Origin of the sequence: Streptomyces sp. Y2F8-2 (assembly GCF_014905555.1) — a bacterium.
GTDB lineage: Bacteria > Actinomycetota > Actinomycetes > Streptomycetales > Streptomycetaceae > Streptomyces > Streptomyces cynarae.
This window is the reverse complement of the sequence record NZ_BNGS01000008.1, coordinates 1-26,927: the sequence shown is the minus strand read 5'-3', so window position 1 is coordinate 26,927 and position 26,927 is coordinate 1. Positions and strand designations below refer to the sequence as shown.

Sequence of the window (26,927 nt, the reverse complement as noted above, 5' to 3'; positions counted from 1 at the left end):
TCGGTCCGCTATCGCCGCCGCGCGGGTTCCCCGCCGGGCTCCGCGGCGCCGACCTCCTGAGCGTCCTCGGCGGCGATGCGGTCCAGCCACTCGCCGAGCAGGGTGCGCTCCCCGAAGGTCAGGGACCGCACCCCGTCGCGCATCAAGGACTTCAGGGCGACGGCGTGCACGGCGGCGTGGTGGGCGCCGGCACTCGGCCGGGCAGCGGTGTCGTCGGCCGGGGCGAGCACGGAGTCCAGCACGGCTTCCCGGACGTTGTCGGACAGACCTTCGTAGTCGGACAGCCTGCCGTCGGCCTGCGCGGCGATCAGCGTGAGCGTCACCCCCATGCCCGAGGAGTGGATCATCGTGGCGGCGGCCTCGACGCCCGTCCGAAGCCGGCCGGCCTTGGCCACCCGTTCGACGATGCGCAGCAGCACCTGGTGGGCGTCACCCGTGACCGCGAACTGCTGGCCGGGCCGCGGTTCGGTGTACAGCAGCCGGTAGAGCGCGGGATTGGCCAGTCCGAAGGCCACGTGCATGTCCCAGCCGCTCCGCAGCTGCGCCACGGGATCACCGTCCGTGTCCTGGGCCTGCTTCGCGGCCAGGTAGGACGCGTATCCGCGCCGGGCCACCTCGTCGAGCAGTCCCTGCATGTCACCGAAGTGCCGGTAGATCGTCTGCGCCTGCACTCCGGCGGCCGCGCTGACCGCACGGGTGGACACGGCCTCCCGTCCGCCTTCGGCGAGCAGGGCTGCCGCGGCCTGCAGGATCCGCTCGCGGGGCTGCGCTGTCGTCGTGTCGACCGTTGCCATACATCGACGATAACACTTGCGGTGCATCGATGATGTGTTAGCGTTGATGTGTCAGACCGGTGATCGGCGATATGACGATCGGGTGATCCACTGCCCGACGCCCTCGTCGCTCGCGAACCGACGCTTCCGAAGCCCCCCACGCCCGCGAACCGGGGTGTTCGCCCCGAGACCGAGGAGAACCGCCATGACCGTCGCGACCCGCAAGCTCGGTGCGTACGGACCGGAGGTGTCCGCCATCGGCCTGGGGGCCATGGGCATGTCCGACCTGTACGGGCCCGCCGACGACGCCGAGAGCGTCGCCACCCTGCACGCCGCGATCGACGCGGGTCTGAACCTCATCGACACCGCGGACTTCTACGGATCGGGCGCCAACGAGATGCTCATCGCCCGGGCGCTGAAGGAACGCAGGCGCGACGAGGTCGTCCTGAGCGTCAAGTTCGGCTCCCGCCGCACCCCCGACGGCGCCTTCCAGCCCGTGCCGTACGACGTCTCCCCGGCCGCGGTCAAGGACCGCCTCGCCTACTCCCTGCGGCGGCTGAACACCGACTACATCGACATCTACCGTCCCGCCCGCCTCAACCCGGACATCCCTGTCGAGGAGACCGTCGGCGCGCTCGCGGAGATGCAGCAGGCCGGCTTCATCCGGCACATCGGTCTGTCGGAGGTCGGTGCGGACACCATCCGCCGCGCCGCGGCCGTCGCACCGGTCAGCGACGTACAGATCGAGTACTCGCTGCTCTCCCGCGGCCCGGAGGCGTCCGTCATTCCGGCGCTGCGCGAGCTCGGCATCGGGCTGACCGCCTACGGCGTGCTCTCCCGGGGCCTGCTCAGCGGCCACTGGAGCGCCGCGCGGAACCTGGGCGCCGACGACTTCCGCGCCCACAGCCCACGCTTCCAGGGCGAGAACCTCGAGGCCAACCTCCGCCTGGTCGAGGCACTGGGACGCGTGGCGGAGCGCCTGGGCGCCACCACCGGTCAGGTCGCCATCGCCTGGGTGGCCGCCCAGGGCCAGGACATCGTCCCCCTGATCGGTGCCCGCCGGAGGGAGCGCCTGACCGAATCCCTCGGCGCCGCCGGCCTCGACCTGGACGCCGATGCCCTCGCCGAGATCGAGGCGGCGGTCCCCGCCGGTTCCGCCGCCGGGGAGCGCTACGCGGCCCCCCTCATGGCCACGCTCGACAGCGAACGCTGACCCACCCACCCGTAACCCACAGCCACGAAGGACGGAACACCATGACCGACAACACCACCACCACGCCCCGCGTCGCCCTGGTCACCGGCGGCTCCGGCGGCATCGGCCGCGCCGTCGTCGAGCGCCTCGCCAGGGACGGCATCGCCGTCGGCGTGCACTACGCCGGCAACAAGGCCCGCGCCGACGACACGGTCGCCGCGGTCACCGCGGCGGGCGGCCGGGCGATCGCGGTCGGCGGCGACATCGCCGACGAGCACGCCATGGCGGAGGCGTTCGACACCGTGGAGAGGGAGTTCGGCGGCATCGACGTCGTCGTCAACACGGCGGGCATCATGCTGCTGTCACCGATCGCCACGCTCGACCTGGACGACCTGGACCGGATGCACCGCACCAACATCCGCGGCACCTTCGTGGTCTCCCAGCAGGCGGCCCGCCGGGTGCGCGCCGGTGGCGCGATCATCAACTTCTCGACCTCGGTCACCCGCCTGCAGTTCCCGAACTACGGCGCCTACGCGGCGAGCAAGGGCGCGGTCGAGGCCATGACCCTGGTCCTGGCCCGCGAACTGCGGGGCAAGGACGTCACCGTCAACGCGGTGGCCCCCGGCCCCACCGCCACGCCCCTGTTCCTGGAGGGCAAGGACCAGGCCGCGATCGACAACCTGTCCAAGGCAGCTCCCCTGGAGCGCCTGGGCACGCCGGAGGACATCGCCGAGGCGGTCGCGTTCCTCGCCGGCCCGGCGCGCTGGATCAACGGCCAGGTCCTGTACGCCAACGGCGGCGTGGCCTGACCCGGCCACCTCCCCTCCCTGACGCCCTCCCGTCCCGAAGCCCTCCCCCACCCGACCGCGAAGCCATCTCTCGAGGAGAGAACTCCCATGAAGAACATCGTCGTGATCACCGGTGCCTCCAGCGGCTTCGGCGCCCTGACCGCCCGCGCCCTCGCCGACTCCGGCCACACCGTCTACGCCGGCATGCGCCAGACCGGCACCCGCAACGCGCCGCAGGTCGAAGCCGCCGCCGACTACAGCGCCCGGCACGGCGTCGACCTGCGCGCCATCGAACTCGACGTCAACTCCCAGGCGTCCGTGGACGCCGCCATCGACCGGGTCGTCACCGAGCACGGCCGCATCGACGTCCTGATCCACAACGCCGGGCACATGGTCACCGGACCGGCCGAGGCGTTCACCCCCGAGCAGCTCGCCGAGCTGTACGACGTGAACGTCCTCTCCACCCAGCGCGTCAACCGGGCGGTCCTGCCCCACCTGCGGAAGGCGGGCCGGGGCCTGGTGATCTGGGTGTCCAGCTCGAGCGTCAAGGGCGGCACCCCGCCGTACCTCGCCCCCTACTTCGCCGCCAAGGCCGCCATGGACTCCCTGGCCGTGAGCTACGCCGCCGAGCTCGCGCGCTGGGGGGTGGAGACCTCCATCGTGGTTCCCGGCTCGTTCACCAGCGGCACCCATCACTTCGCCCACTCCGGCCACCCCGCCGACAGCGCCACCGAGGCGGAGTACGAGACGAAGTACCCCGGCCTCATGGAACAGGTCGCCCAGAAGCTGGCCGCGCTGGCCCCCGAGGACGCGGACGCCTCGATGGTCTCCGACGAGATCGCCCGCATCGTCGCGCTCCCCGCCGGACAGCGGCCGTACCGCGTCCACATCGACCCCGCCGACGACGGCTCGGAAGAGGTCTCCGACGTCGCCGACCGCATCCGGCGCGAGTTCCTCATCCGTGTCGACCTCGCCGACCTGCTCACCGCGCACCCGGCGCTCGCGCCCGAGGCACCCGGCGCGGTCGTGGCGTGGCCCCCGGCTCGCAACTGACCACGAACCCCAGGCCCTGGCCCGGGGTTTGTCAGACGTTGTCGGGGAGAGCGAGCCACTCCTTCCAGGTGAGGTCGCGCCCTATGTAGCGCGGCTCGCGGAAGGGCCAGGCGTCGGCGATCCACTGCGGGACGAACGCGTCCAGGGTGCGTTCGAGGTCGGTGCCGACCTGGTCGTCCACCACCCACCAGGAGACCTCGGCATCGGCGCCGGTCTTCTCCGGCGGGTCGATGTACACACAGCCCAGCAGGGCGGTGCCGGCCTCGTCGAAGAGCGCGTAGTTGAAGGCCTTGTGCTCGGCGATCTCCCGCTCGTGGTGCAGCAGGTCGTCGCGGTCCTGGTCGTACGTCAGGGTGGCGGGAGGCCAGCCCCATGCCTCGCCGAAGATGGACCACAGCCGTTCCCGCGATCCCATGACCGCCGGGTAGTCGAGGTCCGTGTCGGCGGCGGAGATGGGGCGCAGGTGATGGCCACCGGGGAGTGGCACGCGGACGGGGTGGACGAAGTCATCGGGAAGCCAGTTCATGGACGGGGAGGCTAACTGCCGCTCCGTCACGACGCACCTTCCTCGCCGTCCTGTCGAGCGCCCCCACCTCGACGCCGGGGTCGCCACCCGTGTCAGGCCGTGTCGCGCAGAAGCTCGCGCAGACGCCGGCGGGGCCCGGGATGGGCCGTGTTGTCGTTGTGGGCGCCGGGCAGTTCGAGCAGCCCGGTGCCGAGCAGCGCACGGCCGCCCCCGTCATGCGAAGGTCGTCGCGCATCGCGACGGCTAGGATCAGGGCCATGGCCCTGACCATGAGCGACGTGGACCGGTTCGAGGCCTCCAGGTCCCGCCTGGAGGCCATCGCCTACCGCCTCCTCGGCTCCGCGAGCGAGGCCGAGGACGCCGTGCAGGAGACGTTCCTGCGCTGGCAGGCCTCCGACGTCGACCGCATCGAGGTCCCCGAGGCCTGGCTGACGAAGGTCCTCACCAACCTGTGCCTCAACCAGCTCACCTCGGCCCGCGCCCGGCGCGAGACCTACGTGGGCCAGTGGCTCCCCGAGCCGCTGCTCGCCGGGGATCCGATGCTCGGCCCGGCGGACACGGCCGAACAGCGCGAATCGGTCTCGTACGCGGTGCTCGCCCTGCTGGAGCGTCTCTCCCCGAACGAGCGGGCGGTGTACGTGCTGCGGGAGGCCTTCGACTACCCGCACCGGGAGATCGCCGAGATCCTCGACATCACCGAGGCCGCCAGCCAGCAGATCTTCCACCGCGCGAAGAAGCACGTCGCGGACGGCAGGGCCCGCAGCGAGATCGACGAGGCCGCCGCCCGGCGGATCGTCCATGAGTTCCTCGCGGCCGCCACCAGCGGCCGGACGGAGCCGCTCGTGCGGCTGCTCACCCAGGACGCCGTCTCGATCGGCGACGGCGGCGGGAAGGTCCCGGCCCGCGCCAAGGCGTTCGAAGGCGCCCTGGCGGTCGCGAAGTTCATGCGCGGCCTGTTCAAACCGAGCAAGGCCAAGCAGGCCCTGGTCGGCGGCTCACCCGAGGTGTACGCCACGACCGCCAACGGCGACCCCGCCCTCGTGGCGGTCGTCGACGGCCGGGTCGTCGGCGTCATGTGCCTGGAGATCACCGCCGAGGGCATCGCCGCCTTCCGCAACCAGGTCAACCCCGACAAGCTCGAACGCGCGACCCGGCGATGGGCGGCCGCCGACCACGGCGAACCCCTGCTCAGCGCCTTCTGACTCTTCCGACCCCGATGTGAGGTGCTTCACATCGCGTTCCTGTCAGGAAACGGCGGGCCGCCCGGTTCAAGGGGCGAACCCGCCACGACAGCAGCGCTCGAGACAGGAGCAAGGAAGATGCAGCACCGCATCGTCGTCCTCGGAGCCGGATACGCCGGAGCCATCGCCGCCGGGCGCCTCGCCAAGCGGCTGCGCCGTGAAGACGTCGCCATCACCCTCGTCAACGCCGAGCCCGACTTCGTCGAGCGCGTCCGGATGCACCAGCTCGCGGTCGGCCAGGACCTCGAACGCCGGGCGCTCCGCGAGATCTTCGCGGGCACCGGCGTCGAACTGAAGCTCGCGAAGGTCACCGGCGTCGACGTCGACCGCAGGACCGTGACCGTCGTCGACGCGAACGGCACCGAGGGGCGGATGGAGGAGCTGGCGTACGACACCCTCGTGTACGCCCTCGGCAGCGGCTGGAACGACCAGGGCGTCCCCGGCACCGCCGAGCACGCCCACGAGATCGCCAGTCGTCCCGGAGCGCTCCGGCTGCGCGAGCGCCTGGCCCGCCTGGACGCCGGACAGCCCGTGGTCGTGGTCGGCGGCGGACTCACCGGCCTGGAGGCCGCGGCCGAGATCGCCGAGGCCCGCCCGGACCTCGATGTCGCCCTCGCCGCCCGCGGCGGCCTCGGCGACTGGCTCTCGCCCAAGGGCCGCCGGCACCTGCGGCAGGTCTTCGGCAAGCTCGGCGTCACCGTGCACGAACACGCCGACGTCACCGCCGTCGAGGCCGACCGCGTCACCACCGCCGACGGCACGTCCGTCCCCGCCGCGGTCACCGTGTGGACCACCGGCTTCGCCGTCCACCCGATCGCGAAGGCCACCACCCTGGAAGTCACCGACACGGGCCGGATCGTGGTCGACCGAACCATGCGCTCGGTCTCGCACCCCGACGTGTACGCCGTCGGCGACGCGGCCATGGCGATGGGCCCCGGCGACAAGCCGCTGCGGATGTCGTGCGCCTCGGGCACCCCCATGGCGTGGCAGGCCGCCGACGCCATCGCCGCGCGCCTGACCGGCGGGAAGCTCCCGAACGCACCGCTGCGCTACTTCAACCAGTGCATCTCGCTGGGCCGCAGGGAAGGCCTGATCCAGTACGTCACCGCCGACGACCGCGCCGTCCGGGCGGCCCTGACAGGACGGCTCGCCGCCCTCTACAAGGAGCTGGTCTGCAAGGGCGCGGCCTGGAGCATCGCCAACCCGACGCTCGGGGTACCGACCCGGACCCGCCGCGTAGTGCAGGAGCCTGCCCGGACGGGCCCGGCGGTCGGGACCCCGGCCTGACGCGCCCCGCGGAGCGGGCGTCCTCGAGGCGAGGGCGCCCGCTCCGTCGCCCTGGACGACGCGTTCGAGGGTGATCTCCGCCCGCCCGCTATCGGCAGCTGATCTTTCCGTGCTAGGTTGCGCCCCTTGATCGTGAAGGTTGTGTGGGGGCCTTTCATGAAGCTGGCGCGATTCTCGCCGCCAACCGCCGCAGCTCTGCTCCTCGGACTGACGACCGTCCTCGGTCCCGGCACGGTCGACTCGTACGCGGCCTCGGACGTACCGCTGCCGATTGCGCACTTCGCGCACATGGTGGTGGACGCCCCGCACGGACACCTGTTCATCAGCGGCGGCTCCGGCACCGACGGCATTCTCGTCACCGACCTCGACGGTGGGAACCCGACGATGATCGGCGGTGAGCCGGGCGCCACCGGTCTCGCCCTCTCCGACGACGGATCCGCACTGTACGCGGCTCTGCCCGACCAGGACGTGATCGCGGCGATCAGCACGGAGAGCCTGACCGAGTCCGCTAGGTACGGCACGGGCGCGGGCACCCGTCCGGACTCGCTGGCCGTCGCCGGGGGCACCCTCTGGTTCGGGTACGGCACGGCGGGCGCCGGCGGCATCGGATCCGTCGACGGGGCCGGAACCGTCACGGTGCGGCAGGATTCCGGCAGTTGGCCGGCAGCGCCGATGCTGACGACGACCCCGACGCCCTCCGGCGTCCTCGCGGCCGCCGCGCAGACGGGCGACACCTCCGCCGTCGTCACGTACCGGGCCGAGGGCGGTGCGCTGACCCGGCAGGCCGCGAAGGCGCTGCCCGTCCCCGACCTGAGCGACTTCGCGGTCACGGCGGACGGGCAGCATCTGGCGGTCTCGTCCTGGCTGCGCGCGAGCAGCAACCGGTACCGGGTCTCGGACCTGGCGGTCGACGGGCAGTTCGCCACGCCGGTGGCCGCCGACGCCGTCGCCGTGGCCCCGGACGGCACTCTGGCCGGCTGCGGCTGCAATGGCGCCTTCGAGGCATTTCCGGAAACAGGCGCGGGCTACTACCGCGAGTACTACTTCGACGACCCGCTGCGCCTGGCCCCGGACGGCCTCGCCTGGGCACCGGACGGGAGCCGGCTCTACGCCGTGGGCGTGGACGCCGCCGGAGGCACCCCGACGCTCCGGACAGCCCGTGACCCCGAAACCGCCTGGGTCCGTCTCTACGGCAGCTCGACCACCACCCCGCTCGCCCCCGGCGAGGCCTACACGTTCCGGACGGACTTCGACTCGCCGCTCAGCCTCAGTGCCGGGGAGTCCATGATTCCGGGCACCGTACGGATGACCCGCTACGACGACGCCGATCCGGACGGCCTGCTCATCCCGGACCCGACAAGCACCCCGGCACACATACCGGTCGACTTCTTCGGCTCCTACTCCGTCGCCGGCACCGCTCCTGCCACCGGCTCCCTGAGCTTCCGCGTCGACTACTCGGGAGGCGGCCACTACGCCCCGGCGAGCCGGACCTTCGACATCCCGGTGGCGAAGTACGCGCCCACCATGGCGCTGACCGCTCCCTCCGCTGCGAACCGTGCCGCAGCGATGAGCGTCACCGGTCGGCTCACCTGGCCGCACGCGCATGTGACGACCGGCGCGGTCCACGTCGTCAAGACCGACCAGGCGCACCCCTCCGGCTATGCGGTGGGCACCGTGCCCGTCGCCGCTGACGGCGGTTTCGTCTTCCACGACACCCCGCAGGTCGGCGGCGCGAACACCTACGCCTTCACCTACGACGGCGGCACGTCCTACCTCCCGGTCGCGGCGTCGGCGAAGGTGCAGGTGTCTCGGGCCACTCCGGGCCTGAGTGTGGCGACCGACGCGAAGTCGTACCACTCCGGCGCGACCGTCAAGGTGACCGCGCACCTGGGGACGACGTACAACTCCCGTGTCGTGACGCTGTACGCCCAGCCCGCGGGCGCGTCGCGGACGCAGCTCAAGAGCGGCAAGGTCGACGCATACGGCAACCTCGTGGCGTACTACAGGATCAGCCGCAACACCGTCTTCAGCGCGGCCTTCGCGGGCGACTACCGCTATGCGCCGCGCACGGTGACGACCGGTACGACCGTCACGCCGACGGTCCGGACGCAGATGCAGTGGCCGACCGGGACCACCCGCATCGGAACCACCACCTACCAGGTCTTCTACAAGTCCGAAGTCAACATGGGCTTCAACCTCCTGGTCACTCCCCGCCAGTCGGGCGGTCACATGACGGTGTACCTCGAGCACTACTACTCGGGGGCCTGGCATCAGGTCACCGCGCAGGACTGCGGGGGCGTGTACGCCGACGGCTGGTACGGCTACGTCCGGGCTCTGAAGCTCTTCACGAGCAACGACCACTACCGCATCCGCGGCCACTACACGCCACCGGCCAAGGGCGCACAGACCGGCAGCGTGTGGAGCCAGTGGACGTACCTCACGGTCCACCCCGGGTGAGCCCGAAGCGCTCGGGGCCGCCCGGCGCCCGCAGTTGAGCCGAGGCCGCGCGACACGCTCGGCCGGGAAACCCCGGCCGAGCGCGGGTTCGAGCGGAGCCCGTGGCGCGAGGCGGACGGGACTCAGTCAGAGGTGATGTCGACCGTGACCGTGCCATAGGCACTGGTGTGCCGCGCGTCGCCTCCGTACTGCACGGTGTACTGGACGTCGCCCTTGGCCCTCGGCCGGTCCGTGTAGCTGAACGTGCCGTCCGCGGCGACGGTCGCGGACCCGATCAGCGTGCCCTCGCCCGCGGTGGGGTCGTCGAGCCGCCAGATGTCCACGGTGGTCCCCGCGCCGAATCCCACGGGCGCCTGGAGCTTTCCGGTGAGGGTGAGGTTCTGGTTCCGGGGTGAGGAGGCGGGTGCCTGCACGGTGACGGTGGTGGCGACCTGCGGGAAGTCCAGGACCTGCAGCGTCAGGGACGAGGAGCCGCTGTCCTCGGTGACCGCGAACACCCTGCTGCCGTCCGGAGCCCAGGCCAGACCGGCGGACTGAAGGGTGTTGGTGGCGTACGGGGACGACGCAGGGAAGTCCCAGGTCTTGAAGGCCGTGGAGTCGTCCTGCGCGAACAGGTGGACGTCGGGCGAGGAGGCGCCGTCGATGCCCGCCGCGATGGTGCCGTCGGGGGCGACGGCAACGGCGTTGGGGTAGTGGCTGGTGGTGTAGCGGCCGTCGTCCGCCAGGTTGGCCGTGCGGAACGCCTGGTGGTAGTAGGGCGAGGCGCAGGCGACGACCACCCGCGCGCCGTCCGGCGTCAAGGCGAGGTCCTGCAGGCTCGTGCACCCGTCCGTTCCCGGGTCGACACGCTTGGCCTGTACGTCGGCCTGGCCGGTGCTCACGTCGTACACCGCCAGGGTGGCGGCGTTGCCGTCGGATTCGGCGGCGACGAGGGTGTCCGGGTCCTGCGGCGTGGCAGCCAGGCGCGGCGAGCCGCGGAACGTGTCGAGGCCCTGGCCCCGTGCGACGACCGGCTGTGCACCGCTCAGGTCCAGGGAACCGAGGGCGCCGTTCCAGGTGTCGGTGCTGTAGCCGAACCAGATCTTTCCTCCGGCCGGCGCGAGGGAGGTCGGGCCAGCGTAGGCGCCCGCGCCGGTTCCGGTGTCGTACCGGGCGGTCTCCTGCAAGGTGGCGGTGTCGATCGCGGCGATCGCGCCGGCGTCGCGGAGTGCCACGTACAGCGTTCGGGAGTCGCTGGAAAGCGCCATGCCCCAGGCACCGGCCTCACCGCCGATCTGCTTCACGACCTGGCCCGAGTAGTCCGTCACCAGAACGCTGCCACCGAACGGATCACTGAGAAAGACCTGCTGATGAGCCGCGTCGACAGCCATGTCCCGATACGAGCTGATCGGCAGTGGGGCGCTGGTGTCCGCGGCGGCGGCGGTCGTTCCGAGGCCGAGGAGCGAGAGGCTCATGGCAGCGGAGAGCGCTGCTCTTTCTGCGAACTGTCTTATGCGCATGTGGTCGGTCGCTTCCTTCGGTAGGACGTCGGCAAGTGAGCTCGCGGAAGGCGCGACGAGCGGAGCGGTCCGGCGCTCCGCTCGTCACCGCCCCTGTCAAGATCGACAGGCGGCCACTCATCAAGCGCAAAGGCCCGGCCGGACGTCACACACGGTGGACCACGCCATGACCGGCCGCCCGCCGTAGGCGAAGACCGCCAGGCCCGCCCGACGGTCTGGAGCCGCCCTACGTCCCTTTGGACCTCGCCGGCACGCACCGCCACGCGAGCCCTGCGGCGGTCAGGTAGGCGAGCGCGCCGATGGCCGTGCTGGTGCGCAGCCCGGTGCCGTAGCCGGTGGCTGTGGCGAGCAGGCTGCCGCCGAGCGCGACGCCGGTGGCGCTGCCGATCTGGCGGGCGGTGTTGAACAGGGCGGAGGCGGCCCCTGAGTACGCCGGGGGTGCGGCACCCATCACGGTGGCGGTGGAGCCGGTGAGGGCGAAGGAGGTACCGAACCCCGCGGCCATCATCGGGGTCACCAGCAGCGGGTAGGCGGGGTCGTCTCCGGCAGCGGCCCAGCCGGCGAGCCCCAGGGCGGCCAGGAGCATGCCGGAGATCACCAGCGGACGATCGCCGGTGCGGCGGGTCAGCCGCCCGGACAGGACGGAGGCGAACATGGTCATCGCCACCGCCGGGAACAGCGCCAGCCCGGTGCCGAGCGCGCTGAAGCCGCGCCGGTGCTGGAATTCCAGGCTGGCGGTGAACACCATGCCGTAGAAGCCGAAGTTGAACAGCAGGCCGATGGCGGCTCCGCCGCTCATCGCACGAGAGCGCAGCAGGCTCGGCGGCAGGGCAGGGGACCGGGCCAGCCGCTCCCGCACCGCGAACGCCACGACGGCCGACACGGCCAGGCCCACCCCGGCCAGAACAGCCGGATCGGACCAGCCCCGTCGTCCCGCCTCGTTGAGCGCCGCGGTCAGCAGCGCCACCGCCGCCACGACCGCGCACTGCGCCGGCCAGTCCAGCGCCCGGGCGGTACGCCGGGACGAGCGCGCCACGTACCGCAGCGTCAGCACGAGGCAGACCACACCGACGGGCAGGTTGATGAGGAACACCCAGCGCCAACCCACCGTGGAGACGAGCAGCCCGCCCAGCAGCGGCCCGGCAGAGGCCGCGATGCCGGCCATCGAACCCCACAGCCCGAAGGCCCGCGAGCGTGCGGCGGGCGCCGGGTAGGCCTGCTGGAGCAGGGCCAGGGAACCGGGCACGATCAGCGCCGCGCCGAGCCCCTCCACCAGCCGCGACGCGACCAGGAAAGGGGCGCTCGGCGCGAGCGCGCACGCGGCCGAGGACACGGTGAACACCGCCACGCCCCAGCAGAAGACCCGGCGGTTGCCCAGCCGGTCGCCCAGCGCGCCACCGGTCAGCAGGAAACCGGCGAAGACCAGCGTGTATCCATCGGTGATCCACTGGATGCCGGTGAGCGAGGCCGCCAGCTCCCGGCCGATCACCGGCACGGCGACGTTGATGACCGTCACGTCCAGGATCACCATGAAATACCCGGCGCACACCGCCAGCAGCGGTGCCCAAGCCCGTCGTTCGGGCTCAGGGGCGGACTCGGGGGAGGGCACGGACCCACCGCCGCCGGCCGACTCCGCGAACGCCACGGCCCCAACTCCATCCCGTCCGCAGAGCACTGCGCCAAAAGTCACAGTAAGGGACATATGCTCCACATCGCCATAGCCGGGCTGCTCACATCGCCTCCGGCGACATCAGAGGTGAACCAGTGGCGGCTGACGGTGTGGAGCACGGGCCGAGCACTGTCCACCCACCGTCAAGGGCGCCGTCGCCCGGGCCGACGACGTCTGGGTGCACGACCCCGATGCCGCCCGTGCCCTGACACGGCGGGAAGGTCCTGCACACCGGAAGGCCCCGGCTCCGCGCAGAAGAAGCACAAGCACGGCGAGAACCGAACTCACACTCTCGCGCCTCGAGGGGCGAGGGTTAGGCTCGTGCTGATCATTTTTACTCGTGAGGGGGTTCCGAGGTATGAGCGGAAGAGTGACGGCGGTCAGCAGTAACGGCGAGTATTCGTTCACCAAGCCGAATCGGGACAGCATCAGACTGCTCGCCGGGCTCGGTGTGGAAGGGGACGTGCACGCCGGTGTGACGGTCAAGCACCGCTCGCGCGTCGCGCAGGATCCCACGCAGCCGAATCTGCGCCAGGTCCACCTCATGCACGAGGAGCTCTTCGCCGAGGTCGGTGAAGAAGGCTTCGAGCTGGGGCCGGGCGAACTCGGCGAGAACATCACCACGCGCGGCATCGATCTGCTCGGTCTGCCGGTCGGCACATTGCTGCGCATCGGTGACTCCGCGGTCCTGGAGGTCACCGGCCTTCGCAATCCCTGCCTGCAGATCGACACCTTCCAGGACGGGCTGCTGAAGCAGGTCGTCGGCCGCGACGAGGCGGGGAACATCGTGCGCAAGGCCGGAATCATGAGCATCGTGAGGGAGGGTGGCGTGGTGCGCCCCGGTGACACGATCGAAGCGGAACTTCCCAGCGGTCCGCACCGGCCCCTGGACCGGGTCTGACCGGCCTGCCGGGCGAGCCGGACATGCCGCCGAGAGGGGCGCGGCCTCCGGGCCCCGGACCACGCCCCCACCGTGGCCTGGTCCCGTGCGCTCCGGTTTCCGGAGACACCTCTCCGCGACGACTTGCCGGACCGTCGAGCGCAGGACCGACCGTCCTTCGAACCACCCGTGGCCGGCCCGCACCGCTCCGATAGTATGTTCGAAACTCGCGACGAATACCCACTGTTCGTCCGTCGCCGAAAGACCATGCCGTCCAGCAGCATGAACAATCTCATGTGACCGACATCTAGCAAACGGCTGACTGATTGAGACCTATAAAAGCGCGGCTGCTTTCGCGAATAGACGACAGAACCGCCTTCTCCGTGTGGCGTCAACCACGGGCGATGCTCTGGGCCACAGCGGGTGTGGCGACCCTCGGACTGCTCGTCACGCTGGAGATCGTCGCCCGTCGCTACGGCCTGCCGGGGCCGATGGCCAGCCAGGTGCGAGAGCTGATATATCCGCCCAAATCAGGCTTCTTGTTGTACGCCAGTATGGCGTTGATGATGGTGGTGCTCACTTGGCGGCAACGGTTCATCGCGGCCGGTGCCGCGATCGGCATCGACGCCGCCTTCTTGCTGGTGCGGTGGGCGGTCGGTGCCAGGATGACCGGCGGACACCCCTTCGGCAACGGCGCCTTGTGGGTCATGTCGGGCTGTGCGGTCATCGCTGTCACGCGCCGCACCGGCCGGGAACGTGTCCTGATGCTGAAGGGCGTCGGGCTGGGCCTGCTGCTGGTGGCAGGCCGCAAGACCGGCGATACCTGGCTGCTCATCACGTCGAAGTCCCGCCCGGCGGTGTTCGACCAGTACGTGGCCACCGCCGATCACGCGTTGGGTAATCCGTCCTGGCTGGTAGGCCGGATGGTCACGGCCACCGGCCCCATCGGCGCCCATGTTCTCAATTACGTCTACGCTCAACTCGCGGTCGCCGCGGTCGTCGTCGCGCTGTACCAGCTGCGTCATGTGGCGGTCGAGCGCCGCTTCCCGAGCCACCACCTGGTGCGCACTTTTCTGGTGATCGGCCTCCTCGGGCCCGCCATCTACATGATCTTCCCGGTCGTCGGACCGCTCTATGCCTACGGCACCGGCAACGAGCACTGGGCGTGGGCCGACCTGTGGCCGGCGACGCCGCCCACCGTGCACTGGGCGGTGGCCGATGTGTGGCCGGACACGCCGCCGCCGATCAGCACCCCGCACCAGATGCCGTTCGACCAGATCACGCCACGCAACTGCATGCCCAGCCTGCACACGGCGTGGGCCACCGCGATCTTCGTTCACTCCCGGAAGGGCCCACGGATTCTGCGTTTCGCGGGCACGTTCTGGCTGATCGCCACGCTCGGCGCGACGCTCGGGTTCGGCTTCCACTATGGTGCGGATCTTGTTGCGGGCGTGGTGTTCGCGCTCACGATCGAGGCGGCTCTGCGCTCGGTCGACCACGGCTGGGACCGGTCAGCGATCCAGTTGGTCGCTCACGGTGCAGCGGTCTTCGCCGCACTCCTGCTGTCGTACCGCTATCTGCCGGTGGAGATGGCCGAACATCCATGGGTGTTCGGACCCCTTCTCATTCTGGCGATGACCTCAGTGGTCTACGGCTACGTACGGACCACCACCCTGTGGAAACCGAAGGCCGTACCGCCGCGGCAACCGGAACCGCAGCCCGAAGCGGTCTGAGTCATGGTGCTTCAGGCCGTGGGCCGAGTGCTCCCCGAGCGGGACCGGCTGCGGGTGTGGGGGCGGACACACCGAATGCGACGCCCGCCGCACGAGACGGCGACGCGCGAGACGGAGTGATCGCGCGGGCAAGGTATCTTCCTCCCGCGGCACGTCGAGCTTCTCTCCGTGCCGCGTCAGGGAGGGAATGAATGCGCGTATCACTGCGCCGGCGCCTGGCCACGCTGGCCACGACGCTGGGGCTCACCTCGCTCGGGCTCCTCGGTGCGGCCACGACGCCCGCACAGGCCGCGATCAGCGACTGCCCGGCGGGCTATTTCTGCGCCTGGAAGACCGACGACGGCACGGGCGCCATGTTCAAGACGAACACGGACAAGGCGACGCTGGGAACCTGGGACAACACGTTCCAGTCCGTGGTGAACCGAACGTCCAAGTACGCGTGCCTGCACGACGATCCGAACTACGGCAAGACCGGCGGCGTCACCTCGTGGGCCCCCGACCCCGCGGGGACCGAGTGGGGGGGCTCGCAACGTACCGTCAGCTCGGTGAGCTTCGTCGCCACCGAGCGGGAGTGCTGGTTGCCGGCCTACCCGGAGTGGTACGCGTCGACCACGCCCCAGGCGGCGGGCTTCGGTGATCTGAACGCCGACCGCAAGGCCGACGTCCTCGTCCGGGACAAGGCGGGCCGACTGTGGTTCCTGCGCGGCGACGGCACCGGGCAGCCGGTCGGCAACGGCGGCTGGAACGCCATGAACGCCCTCGCCCGGCACGGCGACTTCAGCGGTGACGGCCGAGAGGACGTGATCGCCCGCGAGGCGTCCACCGGGAAGCTGTGGCTGTACCCGGGCGCCGGCACCGGCAGCCTCGGTGCGCGCAAGCTCATGGGCAACGGCGGCTGGAACGCCATGAGCCGGATCGTCGCGTACGGCGACCTCTCCGGCGACGGCCGCTCGGACGTGCTGGCCGTCGAGAAGGACACGGGCAAGCTGTGGCTGTACCCCGGCACCGGCAGCGGCACCCTCGGTGCGCGCAAGCTCATCGGCAACGGCGGCTGGAACGCCATGAACGCCCTGGTCGGGGCGGGTGACATGAGCGGTGACGGCCGTGCGGACCTGATCGCCCGCCAGGCGTCCACCGGGCAGCTGTGGCTGTACCCGGGCAGGGCCGGGGCCCTCGGGTCCCGTGTGCTGATCGGCAGCGGCGGCTGGAACGTCATGGACACGTTCCTGGGCCTGGGCGATGTCTCCAGCGACGGCCGCGCCGACCTCGTCACCACCACCAAGAGCAGCTATGTCGGCGAGAGCTGCCGAGGGGTCGGCTGCCAGCTCGTGTACCAGGGCCGCGGCAACGGCATGCTGGACTCGCGCGCCGAGACGGCGAACGACTGGTTCGGCCTGAACGGCTTCTTCTGACCGAGGGAAAGGGCCTCCGCTCCCGGACGGAGGCCCTTTCGCCTGCCCAGGACCGGGCAGCGCCGGCCCGACCTCAGCTGCATGCGCCTGCGACGAGCTGATCAGCCGCAACCTGTGCCGGACCGGACCACGGGAGCCGGCGAGGAGTCCGCCGCCGAGCGAAGGATCGCCACCGGCGGTTTCGAAGGACTGTCGTGGCCGGTGGCGATGCCGCGCCATTGCTTGAGGCCGTTGAAGCAGCGTTCCACGACGGTGCGGTGTCCGTGGACCTTCATGGTGAAGGCCAGGGGTCGTCCGCTGCGGTGTCGCAGCGGAGACGGTTGCGGGTCTGGTCGGCCCGCTCGGCGATGGTGTCCCCGCGGCAGAGCCTTGGCCAGTGGCGCTCCCCGGGCATCGGCGCGCCTGTAGTGCGCCGATGCCCGGGTCGCCGCCGGAGATCTGTTTACGAGTTGGCCTTCACGAACTTTCGGGTACCGAGGGTGAGCGAGCCCGTGACCAGCACGACGGCGACGATGGCACTGCCCAGCACCGAGCCGGTCGTATAGCGGCCGAGGAAGAGGTCGCGCATACCGTCGACGATGTACCGGAATGGGCTGAGGTGGGAGAGCACGGAGAGCCAGTCCGGCGCAAACGTCATCGGCAGCAGGATGCCGGAGAGCAGCATCAGTGGCAGGACCACGGTATTGATCACCGGAGCGAAGAGGTACTCCGTCGGCAGACTCAGTGCCAGCAGGTACGACAGCGACGCCAGACTGATCGCCAGGGCCAGGACGAGCAGGAACCCGGCCACCACACCCAGCACGGGGGCCCGCAGCCCGAACGCCACGGAGACCAGGGTCAGCAGTAATGCCTGGAAGAGCATCACCACCGCGTCCCGCATGACCCTGCCGAGCAGCAGCGCCAGCCGGCTGACCGGTGTCACCCGCATGCGCTCGATCACCCCGGCGCGCATGTCCGGGATCAGGTTGAATCCGGCGTACCCGGCTCCGAACAGGCCGAGCTGGACGAGCAGTCCCGGCACGTACTCCTGCCATGCGTTGTGCCCGGGCGTGTCGGGCAGCGCCTTCTCCAGCATCGGGCCGAACAGCAGCAGGTACAGCACCGGCTGAACCATGCCGATGACGACGCTCATCTTGCTCTTCAGCGTGGTGTCCATGTTCCGCCGGAAGATGAGCAGCGAGTCGTTGATGATCTGCACGACGGGTCCTCTCAGGCGTTCAGGGGCTGCGGGGCGGCCGCGTCCAGCGAACGGCCGGTGATGGACAGGAAGACGTCGTCCAGCGTGGGGCGGACCACCTGGACGGACGTCGGCTCGACGCCGGCGCGGTCGAGCGTGCGCAGGAACTCCAGCAGCACGCGGTCGTTGTTCTCCACGGTCAACCGAACGGTCTCGCCGTCGACCCGGACGTCCCGGACGGCGGGGTGCTCGGCGAGCGCGGCACCGGCCCGGTCCGCTCCGGAGGCGACCTCCACGGTGACGACGTCGTGAGCCAGTTGCCGCTTGAGGTTGGCCGGGCTGTCCTCGGCGACGATCTGGCCACGGTCGATGATCAGCACCCGGTCGCAGAGCGCGTCGGCCTCGTCCAGGTAATGCGTGCTCAGGAACACGGTCGTTCCGTGGGTGTCCCGCACGTCGCGGACGTGTTCCCACAGCATGCTCCGGCTCTGTGGATCGAGCGCGGCACTGGGCTCGTCGAGGAAGAGCACCTCGGGCCTGTGGACCAGGCCGAGGGCGATGTCCAGCCGACGGCGCTGACCGCCGGAGAGCGTGATGGTGGGGCGTTCCGCCAGCTGTGACAGGTTCAGCTCCTCGAGCAGCTGGTTCGCGCGGCGTACCGCGTCGGCCTGGGACATGTGGTACAGCCGTCCCTGGAAGACCAGTTCGCTGCGCACTGAGGCCGCAGGCGAGGTGCCGCCGGACTGCGCGACGTAGCCGATCTTGCGGCGGACCCCCTGCGGATCGGCGAGCAGATCGCATCCGGCCACCCGAGCCCTGCCGGAGGTGGGCTGGAGCAGTGTGGTGAGCATCCGCAGCGTGGTGGTCTTACCAGCGCCGTTCTGCCCCAGGAAGCCGACGATCTCGCCGGGCGCCACATGGAAGCTCACCTCGGCGACGGCCTGTACGCCGCCTTTTTTGTTCTTGAACGTCTTGGACAGGCCATCCACTTGGATCATGTCCATGGTTACTCCTCCTCCGTCTGGTCTGCCTGCACGGCGCGCTCGGCGTCGGCGGCGGGTCCGGTCTCGGCGATGTCGGCCACGTCCTTCTCGAACTGCTCGAGCCAGCGCAGTTCGGCGTCCAGCTGCATCTCCCGGCGGCGGAACATCGCGGCGTCGAACGCGGTGATCACACCCTGCTCGGTCAGGCGCCGGCACTCGGCGGCCACGCCGTCCCGGCCGCGCGCGAGGGCTTCGCGGCGCTCGGCAAGCAGCGCCAGCATTCCCGCCCGGTCTCCGAGCCGGCCGAAGAGCAGGGCGACTCCGAGCGGGTCGGGGCCGAAGTGCAGCTGGGCGATCGCCTTCTCCCGGAGGGCATGCAGCTCGGTCCGCCCGTCCTCGGTGATCCGGTAGATGGTCCGGACCGGGCGGCGGCCGACCTGCTCGGTACGCACGGCCTCGACGAGGCCGTGCGTCTCCATCGTGCGCAGCTCGCGATGCAGGGCACCGATGCTGACGCCACCCCATGTCTGGACGTTGCTGCGCTCGGCCTGTCTGCGGATTTCGTGTCCGTGCTGCGGGCCGCGGCTCTCGAGCAGGCCCAGCACCACGAGGCGGGATAGATTCATGTTGCTAAGTGCACTACATTAGATTCATGTTGTCAATCGACTCCGCCTAGGAGGCTCACTCAGGAGGGTGTCCCGGTCGGCCGGGGGATGCGGCGTCGCGGAGGCCGAGGCGTCGGTCGACCCCGGTTCGAGGAGGCGTCGAGCCGCGGGTGCCACGCTGGGCGCGCCTGTCCGGGTACGGGGCGCCAGGCGCTTTCGGGAGCCGGCGGCCCGGCCAACCGCACTCAACCAGGGAAGTGAGAGATGGCGGCCACCGTTGATCCAGCACCCGAGGTCCCGCCCCTGATCTGGGCCGATTCCGAGCCGGATGAGGCTCATCTGGCGCCGCCACTGACCCGCGCCGAGATCACCGCGGCATTGCTGAGGATCGCCGACACCGAGGGGCTTGCCGCGGTGTCGGTCGAGCGCCTGGCGACGGAACTCGGCAGCGCCGGTCCCTCGCTGCGGCACCACGTCCGGCGCCACGGGGATCTGGACGACCTGCTGCTCGACGGCGTGTTCGCCGAGCTGATCCCCTCGCGGCACGGCCCCGAGGAGTGGCGGGCGGATCTGCGCGCGAGTGCCTACCAGTTGCGCGAGGCCATCCGGCGCCATCCGTGGTTCGCCCGGCTGACTTTCCGCCGCCCGCTGTTCGGCCCCCGGGCGCTGAGTTGGCTGGACCACACCATGGCGGTGCTGGAGCGGGCCGGGCTGGACATCACCGTCGCGTCGGCCTATGCCGCCATCGTCACCGGCCATGTGATGGGGACGGCGATGTGCGAGGCCGAGGAGGCGGAGATGGAGCGCGTGAGGGCCGGCACCAGGGGCACCCATGAGAGGCACTTCGACGTGGCGACTTTTCTGGAGGGCATCGTCGCGGGTGGCCGGTACCCCTCCTTCGCCCGGTTCCTACAGGCTGGGGCGCGCCATCTGACCGCGGACGAGAGCTTCGAGATCAGCCTCGACGCCCTGCTGGACGGGCTGGCTCTGCGGGTGGAGCGGGCCTGAGGGGCGAAGCCGAAGGACCCGGCCGCGCGGCGGCCGGGTCCTTCGGCTTCTGGCCGACCATTATCGGCCTGTTTCAATGCGAGTAAAAACGAGGTCAAGCATGTTTATTCGTCATGAGAGTTTCGAATGGGTAAGTGTCAATTCTGCTGGGTTGCCCTATCGGCAATGACGTTGCGGCGATTCATTGTTTCAGGTATCGCTTGAGTGCTCCTTGAGGGATGGTTGATTCTTATCATTTCATGAAGTCCTTGATCTCTGTCTGTGTCTGGTATAGCGTCTTTGGTGGACGGGGGAGTCTCCTTGCAGGCGAGCTGTGCTGCCTTTGGCTGATGCTCGGGCTGTACCCCAGTCAATAAGGACCGAAATCGTCAGAGATGGTCTCAGTTGATGGAGGGGCTTGGTATGTCCATGGAATCCGAGGGTGTGGCGGAGATCGCCATGTCCGTCCTTGGGCCGTTGAAGTTGAGCGTGAATGGCATCGATGTCACTCCTACCGCACCGAAGCAGATGCAGGTGCTTGCGCTTATGGCCCTCAATGAAGGGCAGGTCGTGACGGCGTCGAGTTTCGTCGATGAATTGTGGGCGGAACGGCCGCCGAGGAGTGCAAAAACGACTCTGCAGACCTATATCCTGCATCTCCGAAAGCTTATTTCGAAAGCGTTCAAAGATGAGTCGACGCCGGTGCGGGATATTCTCTTGACCCGGCAGGGCGGATATCTCCTGCAGTTACCGATGGATCCCTTCGACCTCCGCCAGTTCAATGAACTGTCGACCGAGGGGAGAATCGCTCTCTCGCAGGGAGACCCGCAGCGTGGTTCCCGCCTTCTGCGCAGGGCGTTGGAGTTCTGGCGAGGGCCCGCCCTCGTGGATGTGCCGATGGGCTCCATCCTGGAGCCGAAGGTGCGCGGGCTCCAGGCCCAGCAGCAGATCGTGCTGGAATGCAGGATCGAGGCCGATTTGCAGTTGGGCAGGTACGACGACGCCATCTGCGATTTGGTCACGCTGACCGCTCAGCAACCCCTGAACGAGAACATACATGAGCAGTTCATGCGGGCTCTTCACCTCGCAGGGCGCCGCTCGGAGGCTCTCGGCATATTCCATCGGCTCCGGAAGAACCTGATGGACGAGCTTGGGCTGGAGCCGACGCAGAAGGTGCAGCGGACCCAGCATCTGATCCTCAACTCCGCATCGTCACGTGAGGACGACGCCAGACAGGGCCGGCGGGGCACCTGGGCGCTGAACCCGCGACCGGGGGCCAGTGCCGCCTGACGGGCCGAGCCGTCGACCAGGCGGCGACCCGAGCTGAATCAGGCACCTGCCCCGGGGCCGCCCTCCGGGAAGCTGTTCCTGCGCTGCTGCGCGGACCTCATCGCAGTTCCGGCCGCTCTTGAGGCGCTGTCAAGAGCCCTTGGAGACGCTCGGATCCACTCGTGTTCCACGCAGGCGAGGAGGATCCCATGACCAGCGGACAGCCGGTGCGGCTCTACTGTTTCGCGCATGCCGGGGCGGGGGTCTCGGCCTTCCACGGCTGGGCGGCAAGTGTCGGGCCCGGCGTGGTGCCGATCCCGGTGCTGTTGCCCGGCCGCGACGGACGCCGCTGCGAACCCCGGGCCACCACCCGTGAGGCGCTGCTCGCCGATGTGATGCGCCTGTTCACCGGTGACCCGACGGCCCCGTTCGTCCTGTACGGGCACAGTCTCGGCGCTCTCGTCGCCTACACCGTCGCCCGGGCCCTGCACGAGGCCGGACGGCCCGGCCCGGCGTTGGTGGCGGTCGGCGCCTGCTCGCCCCCGCACACGCCGCCCGAACCGGCGTACGCCCTCGGCGTGCCGGATGCCGAACTGCTGCGCACGCTGGACCAGATGGGCGTCGTGCCGCTCGGAACCCCCGGCACCGAACCCGGCGGCATGTGGGACCGTGCGGTGAAGTCAGTGCTGCGGGACGATCTGGCGCTCGCCCGCGCACTGCGCGCCGCGGCGTGCACACCGTCGCCGGCCGGACCGCTTACCACGCCACTGCTCGTCGTCACTGCGGACGACGACCCGATGGTGCCACCGGCAGCCGCGGAGGGTTGGCGCGGCTGGAGCGAGGGACCCACGCGCCTGAGGACGGTCTCGGGTGGCCACTTCTTCGTGCGCGGCCAGGAGCTTCCCCGGCTGCTCGGGCAGGAGTGCCGCGCGGTGCGCCGGGAAGGGCGAGTGACTCACACCGGGCATTGAACGCGCGGAGGCCGGCGCGCGGCCGGACACACGGTTCGGGAGATCCGTTGGGCACGCGAGGGGTGCGGGAGCCGAGAGCTTGGCTCCGGCCGCGGTTCATTCGTTCTTCGAGCGTTCCTTGTCCGCACCGGTGCACGCTCCTTCCCGGACCCGGGCCCCTGGCCGGCCCGGTCGCCGAGCGTCACCGAATTTCCGGCCACCGACCGTCTGGAGTGACATGTCGCGCCATCTCTTCACCTCGGAATCCGTCACCGAGGGGCACCCCGACAAGATCGCCGACCGGATCAGCGACACCATCCTCGACGCCCTGCTGCACGAGGACCCCCTGTCCCGCGTCGCCGTGGAGACCCTGATCACGACCGGTCAGGTGCACATCGCCGGTGAGGTCACCACCAGCGCGTACGTGCCCATCGCCCAGCTCGTGCGGGACGCCGTGCTCGCCATCGGTTACGACTCCTCCGCCAAGGGCTTCGACGGCGCATCCTGCGGCATCTCCGTCTCCATCGGCGCGCAGTCCCCGGACATCGCCCGGGGCGTCGACACCGCCTACGAACAGCGGGTCGAGGGCGAGCGCCACGAACTCGACCGGCAGGGCGCGGGCGACCAGGGCTTGATGTTCGGCTACGCGACCGACGAGACCCCCAATCTGATGCCCCTGCCCATCGAGCTGGCCCACCGGCTCTCCCGCCGCCTGACCGATGTGCGCAAGGACGGTACCGTTCCGTACCTCCGGCCGGACGGCAAGACCCAGGTCACCATCGAGTACCGGGACGGCCGTCCGGTCCGCTTGGACACCGTCGTCGTCTCCGCCCAGCACGCGCCCGGTATCGATCTGGACGGTCTGCTCGTCCCCGACATCCACGAGCACGTGGTCGACAGCGTTCTGGGCCGGCTCGCCGAGGACGGCATCAAACTGGACACCGAGGGCCACCGCCTGCTGGTCAACCCGACCGGCCGCTTCGAGATCGGCGGCCCGATGGGCGACGCCGGCCTGACCGGCCGCAAGATCATCATCGACACCTACGGCGGCATGGCCCGCCACGGTGGCGGCGCCTTCTCCGGCAAGGACCCCTCCAAGGTGGACCGCTCGGCCGCCTACGCGATGCGCTGGGTCGCCAAGAACGTCGTCGCCGCGAGCCTCGCTTCCCGCTGCGAGGTCCAGGTCGCGTACGCGATCGGCAAGGCCGAGCCGGTCGGGTTGTTCGTCGAGACCTTCGGCACCGAGACGGTCCCGGTGAACCAGATCCAGCAGGCCATCACCGAGGTCTTCGACCTCCGCCCGGCCGCCGTCATCCGCGACCTGGACCTGCTCCGCCCGATCTACGCCCAGACCGCCGCCTACGGTCACTTCGGCCGCGAACTCCCCGACTTCACCTGGGAGCGCACCGACCGCGCCCAGCCCCTCAGGCACGCCGCAGGCGTCTGAGACCGCCGCTGAAACCGACGCACCGACAGGAGTGCGCATGCGCATAGCCGTGACAGGCTCCATCGCGACCGACCATCTGATGGTGTTCCCCGGCCGCTTCGCGGACCAGTTGCTCCCCGAGCAGCTGGCACACCTCTCGCTCTCCTTCCTCGTCGACCGGCTCGACGTGCGACGCGGCGGAGTTGCGGCCAACATCGCTTACGGGCTCGGCGTCCTCGGTCTGCGCCCGGCCTTGGTCGGGGCGGTGGGCAACGACTTCGCCGAATACGAGATCTGGTTGAAGGAACACGGCGTCGACACCACGGGAGTGCGGGTCGCGGCCGGTCGGCAGACCGCGCGCTTCGTCTGCATCACGGATGAGGACGCCAACCAGATCGCCGCGTTCCACGCAGGCGCGATGACCGAGGCCGCCGAGATCGACCTGCGCCACCTGATCTCTGCGGGCATCGGTCCCGACCTGGTCCTCGTCTCGCCCAACGACCCTGCCGCCATGCTGCGCCACACCAGCGACTGCCGCGCGTTGGGCATCCCCTTCGCTGCAGACCCCTCACAGCAGCTCGCCCGGCTGGACGCGGACCAGGCGCGCGACCTGATCGCCGGTGCCACATGGCTGTTCACCAACGAATACGAATCCGCCCTCCTCCAGGAGCGCATCGGCCGCGACCGGGACGAGATCCTCGCGACCACCGGAACCTGGGTCACGACCCTCGGCGAACGGGGTGCCCGCATCGACCGAGTCGGGCAGCCACCCCTCATCGTCCCCGCGGTTCCGGACACGGCTGTGGCCGATCCGACCGGAGTGGGGGACGCCTTTCGTGCGGGCTTCCTCGCCGCCGTCGGTCGGCGGCTTCCCCTCGAGACCGCGGCGCAGCTGGGCTGCGCACTCGCCTCCGTGGCGCTGCGTACGGTCGGTTCGCAGACCTACGAGACCGACTGGGCAGCCCTGCTCGGCATCGTGCACGGGGTCTATGGGCCACAAGCGGCCGGACGGCTTGCGAACGCGCTGGAGGTGCCGTAGTGACCGCCGACAGCCGGGCCCGTGTGTCCGCGCTGGTGCCCACCTGCTCGACCTGTGCGTCGACTGCGTGGGCCGTGACGGAGTCGCCGACATGGAGGAGCTGGCCGGTCGTTTCGCCACCGCCTCCACGCTGCCCATCGTGCTGGACTCCACCGAGGTCGACGTCCTGCGGGCCGGGTGGGAGAAGCTCGGCGGCCGTGCGGTGATCAACTCGGTGAACTACGAGGACGGTGACGGCCCCGAGTCCCGTTTCGTGAAGGTCACCCGGCTCGCCAGGGAGCACGGGGCGGCGCTGATCGCGCTGACCATCGACGAGGAGGGCCAGGCCCGCACCGCCGAGAAGAAGGTGGAGATCGCCGAGCGGCTGAGCGCCGAACCGGGCGACGGCCTGTCCGTGCAGTTGGCGGAGGCGCTCGCAGAGTACTGGCACGCGCGCGTGCGCGCCGAGCTGGGCTTCGACGGCGAGGACCCCACCGACATGGAAGACATGTTCGCCCTGAAGTACCGCGGCGCCCGCTTCTCCCTCGGCTACGGCGCCTGCCCCGACCTGGAGGACCGCGCGAAGATCGCCCAGCTCCTGGAGCCGGAACGGATCGGCGTCCACCTCTCCGAAGAGTTCCGGCTGCACCCGGAACAGTCCACGGACGCCATCGTGATCCACCACCCCGAGGCCAAGTACTTCAACGCGGGAGGCCGTGGGTGACTGTCACCCTCCGTGAGGTCATCGGGCACGGCACGCCCGTCTTCTCCTTCGAGTTCTTCCCACCGAAAAACGAGCCGGGAACCCGCGCGCTGTGGAAGGCGATTCGCCAGGTGGAGTCCTACTCGCCGAGCTTCGTGTCCGTCACCTACGGTGCGGGTGGATCGTCGCGAGAGCGCACCGTGGAGGTCATCGACAGGATCATCACCGACACCACACTGCGCCCCGTGGCCCATCTGACCGCGGTCGGCCACTCGGTGGCGGAGCTGCGCCGCATCATCGGACGATACGCGGATGTCGGCGTCAGGGACGTGCTCGTACTCCGTGGCGACCCGCCGGGGCACCCGGGTGGTCCCTGGGTGCCGCATCCGCAGGGGCTCCGTCATGCAAGCGAACTCGTCGCCCTGGTCCGAGAGTCGGGTGACTTCAGCATCGGTGTCGCGGCCTTTCCCGAGCGGCACCCGCGGTCGCCGGACTGGGAGAGCGACATCCGGCACTTCGTCGCCAAGTGCCAGGCCGGTGCCGACTACGCCATCACCCAGATGTTCTTCGACGTCGACGACTACCTGCGGCTGCGCGACCGGGTGGCGGCAGCGGGCTGCGGCACTCCCGTCATCCCCGAGATCATGCCCGCCACGGACGTGCGCCAGATCCGCCGCTTCGCGGAGCTCAGCAGCGCAACGTTTCCCGAAGCGCTGGCCCGTCGGCTGGAGAAGGCCCGGGACAATCCGGCCGAGGGGCATCGCATCGGCGTCGAGTACGCCACCGCCATGGCCACACGGCTCCTTGCCGAGGGCGCTCCCGGGTTGCACTACATCACGCTGAACCGTCCCCAAGCCGTTCTCGACATCCATCGCAGCCTTCCGACGTCAAGGAGCTTCAGTGTCCGCTGACTTTCCGGCTTTCAAGGTCGCCGACCTTTCTCTGGCCGAGTTCGGCCGCAAGGAGATCACCCTTGCCGAGCACGAGATGCCCGGCCTGATGGCGATCCGTAAGGAGTACGCCGAGGCGCAGCCCCTGGCCGGCGCCCGTATCACCGGCTCCCTGCACATGACCGTCCAGACCGCCGTCCTCATCGAGACCCTCGCCGCTCTCGGCGCGCGGGTCCGCTGGGCGTCCTGCAACATCTTCTCCACCCAGGACCACGCGGCCGCCGCCATCGCCGTCGGGCCGGACGGCACGCCCGACAACCCGCGGGGCATCCCCGTCTTCGCGTGGAAGGGTGAGACGCTCGAGGAGTACTGGTGGTGCACGGAGCAGGCGCTGACCTGGCCGGACAGT

The 26,927-nt window shown here is 70.1% G+C and carries 23 protein-coding genes and 3 pseudogenes; 18 read left to right on the top strand and 8 right to left on the bottom strand.

Annotated elements, in window-relative coordinates; translation table 11 throughout:
• Positions 1-8: 8 nt before the first annotated feature.
• Positions 9-794 carry a TetR/AcrR family transcriptional regulator gene (locus SY2F82_RS25590; protein WP_200421541.1) on the bottom strand — a complete coding sequence of 262 codons (786 nt, stop codon included), beginning with the start codon at positions 792-794 and terminating at the stop codon, positions 9-11.
• A 184-nt stretch (positions 795-978) separates the two neighbouring features.
• On the opposite strand from SY2F82_RS25590, the gene SY2F82_RS25585 reads away from it, so the two are divergent.
• The 3 genes from SY2F82_RS25585 (at position 979) to SY2F82_RS25575 (ending at position 3,806) form a co-directional block, all read left to right on the top strand.
• Positions 979-1,986 (top strand): aldo/keto reductase, encoded by a 1,008-nt coding sequence (locus tag SY2F82_RS25585; protein ID WP_200421540.1) that lies wholly within the window; start codon positions 979-981, stop codon positions 1,984-1,986.
• 41 nt (positions 1,987-2,027) lie between these two features.
• The gene (locus SY2F82_RS25580; protein WP_200421539.1) at positions 2,028-2,774 is read left to right on the top strand and encodes an SDR family oxidoreductase; all 747 of its coding nucleotides are present in this window, start codon (positions 2,028-2,030) and stop codon (positions 2,772-2,774) included.
• Positions 2,775-2,861: 87 nt separating this feature from the next.
• Positions 2,862-3,806, top strand: a complete 945-nt coding sequence (locus SY2F82_RS25575; RefSeq protein ID WP_200421538.1) for an SDR family oxidoreductase — start codon at positions 2,862-2,864, stop codon at positions 3,804-3,806.
• Between the two features lie 31 nt (positions 3,807-3,837).
• Here the strand turns inward: SY2F82_RS25575 and SY2F82_RS25570 are convergent, their stop codons facing one another.
• Positions 3,838-4,332 carry an N-acetyltransferase gene (locus SY2F82_RS25570; RefSeq protein WP_200421537.1) on the bottom strand — a complete coding sequence of 165 codons (495 nt, stop codon included), beginning with the start codon at positions 4,330-4,332 and terminating at the stop codon, positions 3,838-3,840.
• A gap of 257 nt (positions 4,333-4,589) precedes the next feature.
• Here SY2F82_RS25570 and SY2F82_RS25565 point away from each other — a divergent pair, with 257 nt between their 5' ends.
• The 3 genes from SY2F82_RS25565 to SY2F82_RS25555 all read left to right on the top strand — a co-directional run bounded on the left by SY2F82_RS25565 (position 4,590) and on the right by SY2F82_RS25555 (position 9,317).
• Positions 4,590-5,534 carry an RNA polymerase sigma-70 factor gene (locus SY2F82_RS25565; protein WP_200421536.1) on the top strand — a complete coding sequence of 315 codons (945 nt, stop codon included), beginning with the start codon at positions 4,590-4,592 and terminating at the stop codon, positions 5,532-5,534.
• Between the two features lie 117 nt (positions 5,535-5,651).
• Positions 5,652-6,860: an NAD(P)/FAD-dependent oxidoreductase gene (locus SY2F82_RS25560; protein WP_200421535.1), complete on the top strand. Its 1,209-nt coding sequence runs from the start codon at positions 5,652-5,654 to the stop codon at positions 6,858-6,860.
• A gap of 156 nt (positions 6,861-7,016) precedes the next feature.
• Positions 7,017-9,317 (top strand): hypothetical protein, encoded by a 2,301-nt coding sequence (locus SY2F82_RS25555; protein WP_200421534.1) that lies wholly within the window; start codon positions 7,017-7,019, stop codon positions 9,315-9,317.
• Positions 9,318-9,439: 122 nt separating this feature from the next.
• Here SY2F82_RS25555 and SY2F82_RS25550 read toward each other — a convergent pair whose 3' ends face one another.
• Both SY2F82_RS25550 and SY2F82_RS25545 read right to left on the bottom strand, forming a co-directional pair.
• Complete coding sequence (locus SY2F82_RS25550; protein ID WP_236041786.1) at positions 9,440-10,771, bottom strand: hypothetical protein; 1,332 nt, start codon at positions 10,769-10,771, stop codon at positions 9,440-9,442.
• 271 nt (positions 10,772-11,042) lie between these two features.
• Positions 11,043-12,461: an MFS transporter gene (locus SY2F82_RS25545; protein ID WP_236041785.1), complete on the bottom strand. Its 1,419-nt coding sequence runs from the start codon at positions 12,459-12,461 to the stop codon at positions 11,043-11,045.
• 382 nt (positions 12,462-12,843) lie between these two features.
• Between SY2F82_RS25545 and SY2F82_RS25540 the strand changes: the two genes are divergently transcribed.
• The 3 genes from SY2F82_RS25540 (at position 12,844) to SY2F82_RS25530 (ending at position 16,510) form a co-directional block, all read left to right on the top strand.
• Entirely contained in the window at positions 12,844-13,386 is a 543-nt protein-coding gene (locus SY2F82_RS25540) for an MOSC domain-containing protein (protein ID WP_200421531.1), read from the top strand.
• A 383-nt stretch (positions 13,387-13,769) separates the two neighbouring features.
• Positions 13,770-15,098, top strand: a complete 1,329-nt coding sequence (locus SY2F82_RS25535) for a DUF5933 domain-containing protein (RefSeq protein ID WP_200421530.1) — start codon at positions 13,770-13,772, stop codon at positions 15,096-15,098.
• A gap of 191 nt (positions 15,099-15,289) precedes the next feature.
• Positions 15,290-16,510, top strand: coding sequence for an FG-GAP-like repeat-containing protein (locus SY2F82_RS25530; RefSeq protein WP_200421529.1), 1,221 nt, complete (start codon positions 15,290-15,292; stop codon positions 16,508-16,510).
• Positions 16,511-16,701: 191 nt separating this feature from the next.
• Here the strand turns inward: SY2F82_RS25530 and SY2F82_RS39105 are convergent.
• From SY2F82_RS39105 to SY2F82_RS25515, 4 genes and pseudogenes are all read right to left on the bottom strand, one after another.
• Positions 16,702-16,859, bottom strand: a pseudogene (locus tag SY2F82_RS39105) (IS5/IS1182 family transposase); the annotation flags it as partial.
• 93 nt (positions 16,860-16,952) lie between these two features.
• On the bottom strand, positions 16,953-17,708 hold the full coding sequence (locus SY2F82_RS25525; RefSeq protein ID WP_268980406.1) for an ABC transporter permease: 756 nt from the start codon (positions 17,706-17,708) through the stop codon (positions 16,953-16,955).
• 11 nt (positions 17,709-17,719) lie between these two features.
• Positions 17,720-18,685 carry an ATP-binding cassette domain-containing protein gene (locus SY2F82_RS25520; RefSeq protein WP_308437789.1) on the bottom strand — a complete coding sequence of 322 codons (966 nt, stop codon included), beginning with the start codon at positions 18,683-18,685 and terminating at the stop codon, positions 17,720-17,722.
• Between the two features lie 8 nt (positions 18,686-18,693).
• The gene (locus SY2F82_RS25515; RefSeq protein WP_200421527.1) at positions 18,694-19,296 is read right to left on the bottom strand and encodes a PadR family transcriptional regulator; all 603 of its coding nucleotides are present in this window, start codon (positions 19,294-19,296) and stop codon (positions 18,694-18,696) included.
• Positions 19,297-19,539: 243 nt separating this feature from the next.
• Here SY2F82_RS25515 and SY2F82_RS25510 point away from each other — a divergent pair, with 243 nt between their 5' ends.
• The 9 genes and pseudogenes from SY2F82_RS25510 to SY2F82_RS25470 all read left to right on the top strand — a co-directional run.
• Positions 19,540-20,283 carry a TetR/AcrR family transcriptional regulator gene (locus SY2F82_RS25510; RefSeq protein ID WP_200421526.1) on the top strand — a complete coding sequence of 248 codons (744 nt, stop codon included), beginning with the start codon at positions 19,540-19,542 and terminating at the stop codon, positions 20,281-20,283.
• A gap of 402 nt (positions 20,284-20,685) precedes the next feature.
• Positions 20,686-21,552: an AfsR/SARP family transcriptional regulator gene (locus tag SY2F82_RS25505; RefSeq protein WP_200421525.1), complete on the top strand. Its 867-nt coding sequence runs from the start codon at positions 20,686-20,688 to the stop codon at positions 21,550-21,552.
• 188 nt (positions 21,553-21,740) lie between these two features.
• Positions 21,741-22,502: a thioesterase II family protein gene (locus SY2F82_RS25500; RefSeq protein ID WP_200421524.1), complete on the top strand. Its 762-nt coding sequence runs from the start codon at positions 21,741-21,743 to the stop codon at positions 22,500-22,502.
• Positions 22,503-22,719: 217 nt separating this feature from the next.
• Positions 22,720-23,928, top strand: a complete 1,209-nt coding sequence (gene metK / locus SY2F82_RS25495; protein ID WP_200421523.1) for a methionine adenosyltransferase — start codon at positions 22,720-22,722, stop codon at positions 23,926-23,928.
• A gap of 37 nt (positions 23,929-23,965) precedes the next feature.
• A complete protein-coding gene (locus SY2F82_RS25490) occupies positions 23,966-24,946 on the top strand; it encodes a carbohydrate kinase family protein (protein ID WP_200421522.1) in 981 nt (326 codons plus the stop codon).
• A gap of 25 nt (positions 24,947-24,971) precedes the next feature.
• Positions 24,972-25,313: pseudogene (locus SY2F82_RS25485) on the top strand (dihydropteroate synthase); the annotation flags it as partial.
• Positions 25,314-25,331: 18 nt separating this feature from the next.
• Positions 25,332-25,649 (top strand): annotated as a pseudogene (locus SY2F82_RS25480) (vitamin B12 dependent-methionine synthase activation domain-containing protein); the annotation flags it as partial.
• On the top strand, positions 25,646-26,539 hold the full coding sequence (gene metF, locus SY2F82_RS25475) for a methylenetetrahydrofolate reductase [NAD(P)H] (RefSeq protein ID WP_200421521.1): 894 nt from the start codon (positions 25,646-25,648) through the stop codon (positions 26,537-26,539). The pseudogene SY2F82_RS25480 and the gene metF, both read left to right, overlap by 4 nt.
• Positions 26,529-26,927: adenosylhomocysteinase (locus SY2F82_RS25470; protein ID WP_200421520.1), on the top strand; the 399-nt coding region annotated here is incomplete at its 3' end. The genes metF and SY2F82_RS25470, both read left to right, overlap by 11 nt.

Excerpts from the sequence above, each read along its gene's own strand:
- SY2F82_RS25565 (WP_200421536.1), top strand. The coding sequence starts at position 4,590 with ATGGCCCTGACCATGAGCGACGTGGACCGGTTCGAGGCCTCCAGGTCC.
- SY2F82_RS25505 (WP_200421525.1), top strand. The coding sequence starts at position 20,686 with ATGTCCATGGAATCCGAGGGTGTGGCGGAGATCGCCATGTCCGTCCTT.
- SY2F82_RS25560 (WP_200421535.1), top strand. The coding sequence starts at position 5,652 with ATGCAGCACCGCATCGTCGTCCTCGGAGCCGGATACGCCGGAGCCATC.
- metK (WP_200421523.1), top strand. The coding sequence starts at position 22,720 with ATGTCGCGCCATCTCTTCACCTCGGAATCCGTCACCGAGGGGCACCCC.
- SY2F82_RS25520 (WP_308437789.1), bottom strand. The coding sequence starts at position 18,685 with ATGATCCAAGTGGATGGCCTGTCCAAGACGTTCAAGAACAAAAAAGGC.
- SY2F82_RS25530 (WP_200421529.1), top strand. The coding sequence starts at position 15,290 with ATGCGCGTATCACTGCGCCGGCGCCTGGCCACGCTGGCCACGACGCTG.
- SY2F82_RS25580 (WP_200421539.1), top strand. The coding sequence starts at position 2,028 with ATGACCGACAACACCACCACCACGCCCCGCGTCGCCCTGGTCACCGGC.
- SY2F82_RS25515 (WP_200421527.1), bottom strand. The coding sequence starts at position 19,296 with ATGAATCTATCCCGCCTCGTGGTGCTGGGCCTGCTCGAGAGCCGCGGC.
- SY2F82_RS25535 (WP_200421530.1), top strand. The coding sequence starts at position 13,770 with ATGCTCTGGGCCACAGCGGGTGTGGCGACCCTCGGACTGCTCGTCACG.
- SY2F82_RS25510 (WP_200421526.1), top strand. The coding sequence starts at position 19,540 with ATGGCGGCCACCGTTGATCCAGCACCCGAGGTCCCGCCCCTGATCTGG.
- SY2F82_RS25500 (WP_200421524.1), top strand. The coding sequence starts at position 21,741 with ATGACCAGCGGACAGCCGGTGCGGCTCTACTGTTTCGCGCATGCCGGG.
- SY2F82_RS25585 (WP_200421540.1), top strand. The coding sequence starts at position 979 with ATGACCGTCGCGACCCGCAAGCTCGGTGCGTACGGACCGGAGGTGTCC.
- SY2F82_RS25540 (WP_200421531.1), top strand. The coding sequence starts at position 12,844 with ATGAGCGGAAGAGTGACGGCGGTCAGCAGTAACGGCGAGTATTCGTTC.
- SY2F82_RS25575 (WP_200421538.1), top strand. The coding sequence starts at position 2,862 with ATGAAGAACATCGTCGTGATCACCGGTGCCTCCAGCGGCTTCGGCGCC.
- SY2F82_RS25570 (WP_200421537.1), bottom strand. The coding sequence starts at position 4,332 with ATGAACTGGCTTCCCGATGACTTCGTCCACCCCGTCCGCGTGCCACTC.
- SY2F82_RS25490 (WP_200421522.1), top strand. The coding sequence starts at position 23,966 with ATGCGCATAGCCGTGACAGGCTCCATCGCGACCGACCATCTGATGGTG.
- SY2F82_RS25590 (WP_200421541.1), bottom strand. The coding sequence starts at position 794 with ATGGCAACGGTCGACACGACGACAGCGCAGCCCCGCGAGCGGATCCTG.
- SY2F82_RS25550 (WP_236041786.1), bottom strand. The coding sequence starts at position 10,771 with ATGAGCCTCTCGCTCCTCGGCCTCGGAACGACCGCCGCCGCCGCGGAC.
- SY2F82_RS25555 (WP_200421534.1), top strand. The coding sequence starts at position 7,017 with ATGAAGCTGGCGCGATTCTCGCCGCCAACCGCCGCAGCTCTGCTCCTC.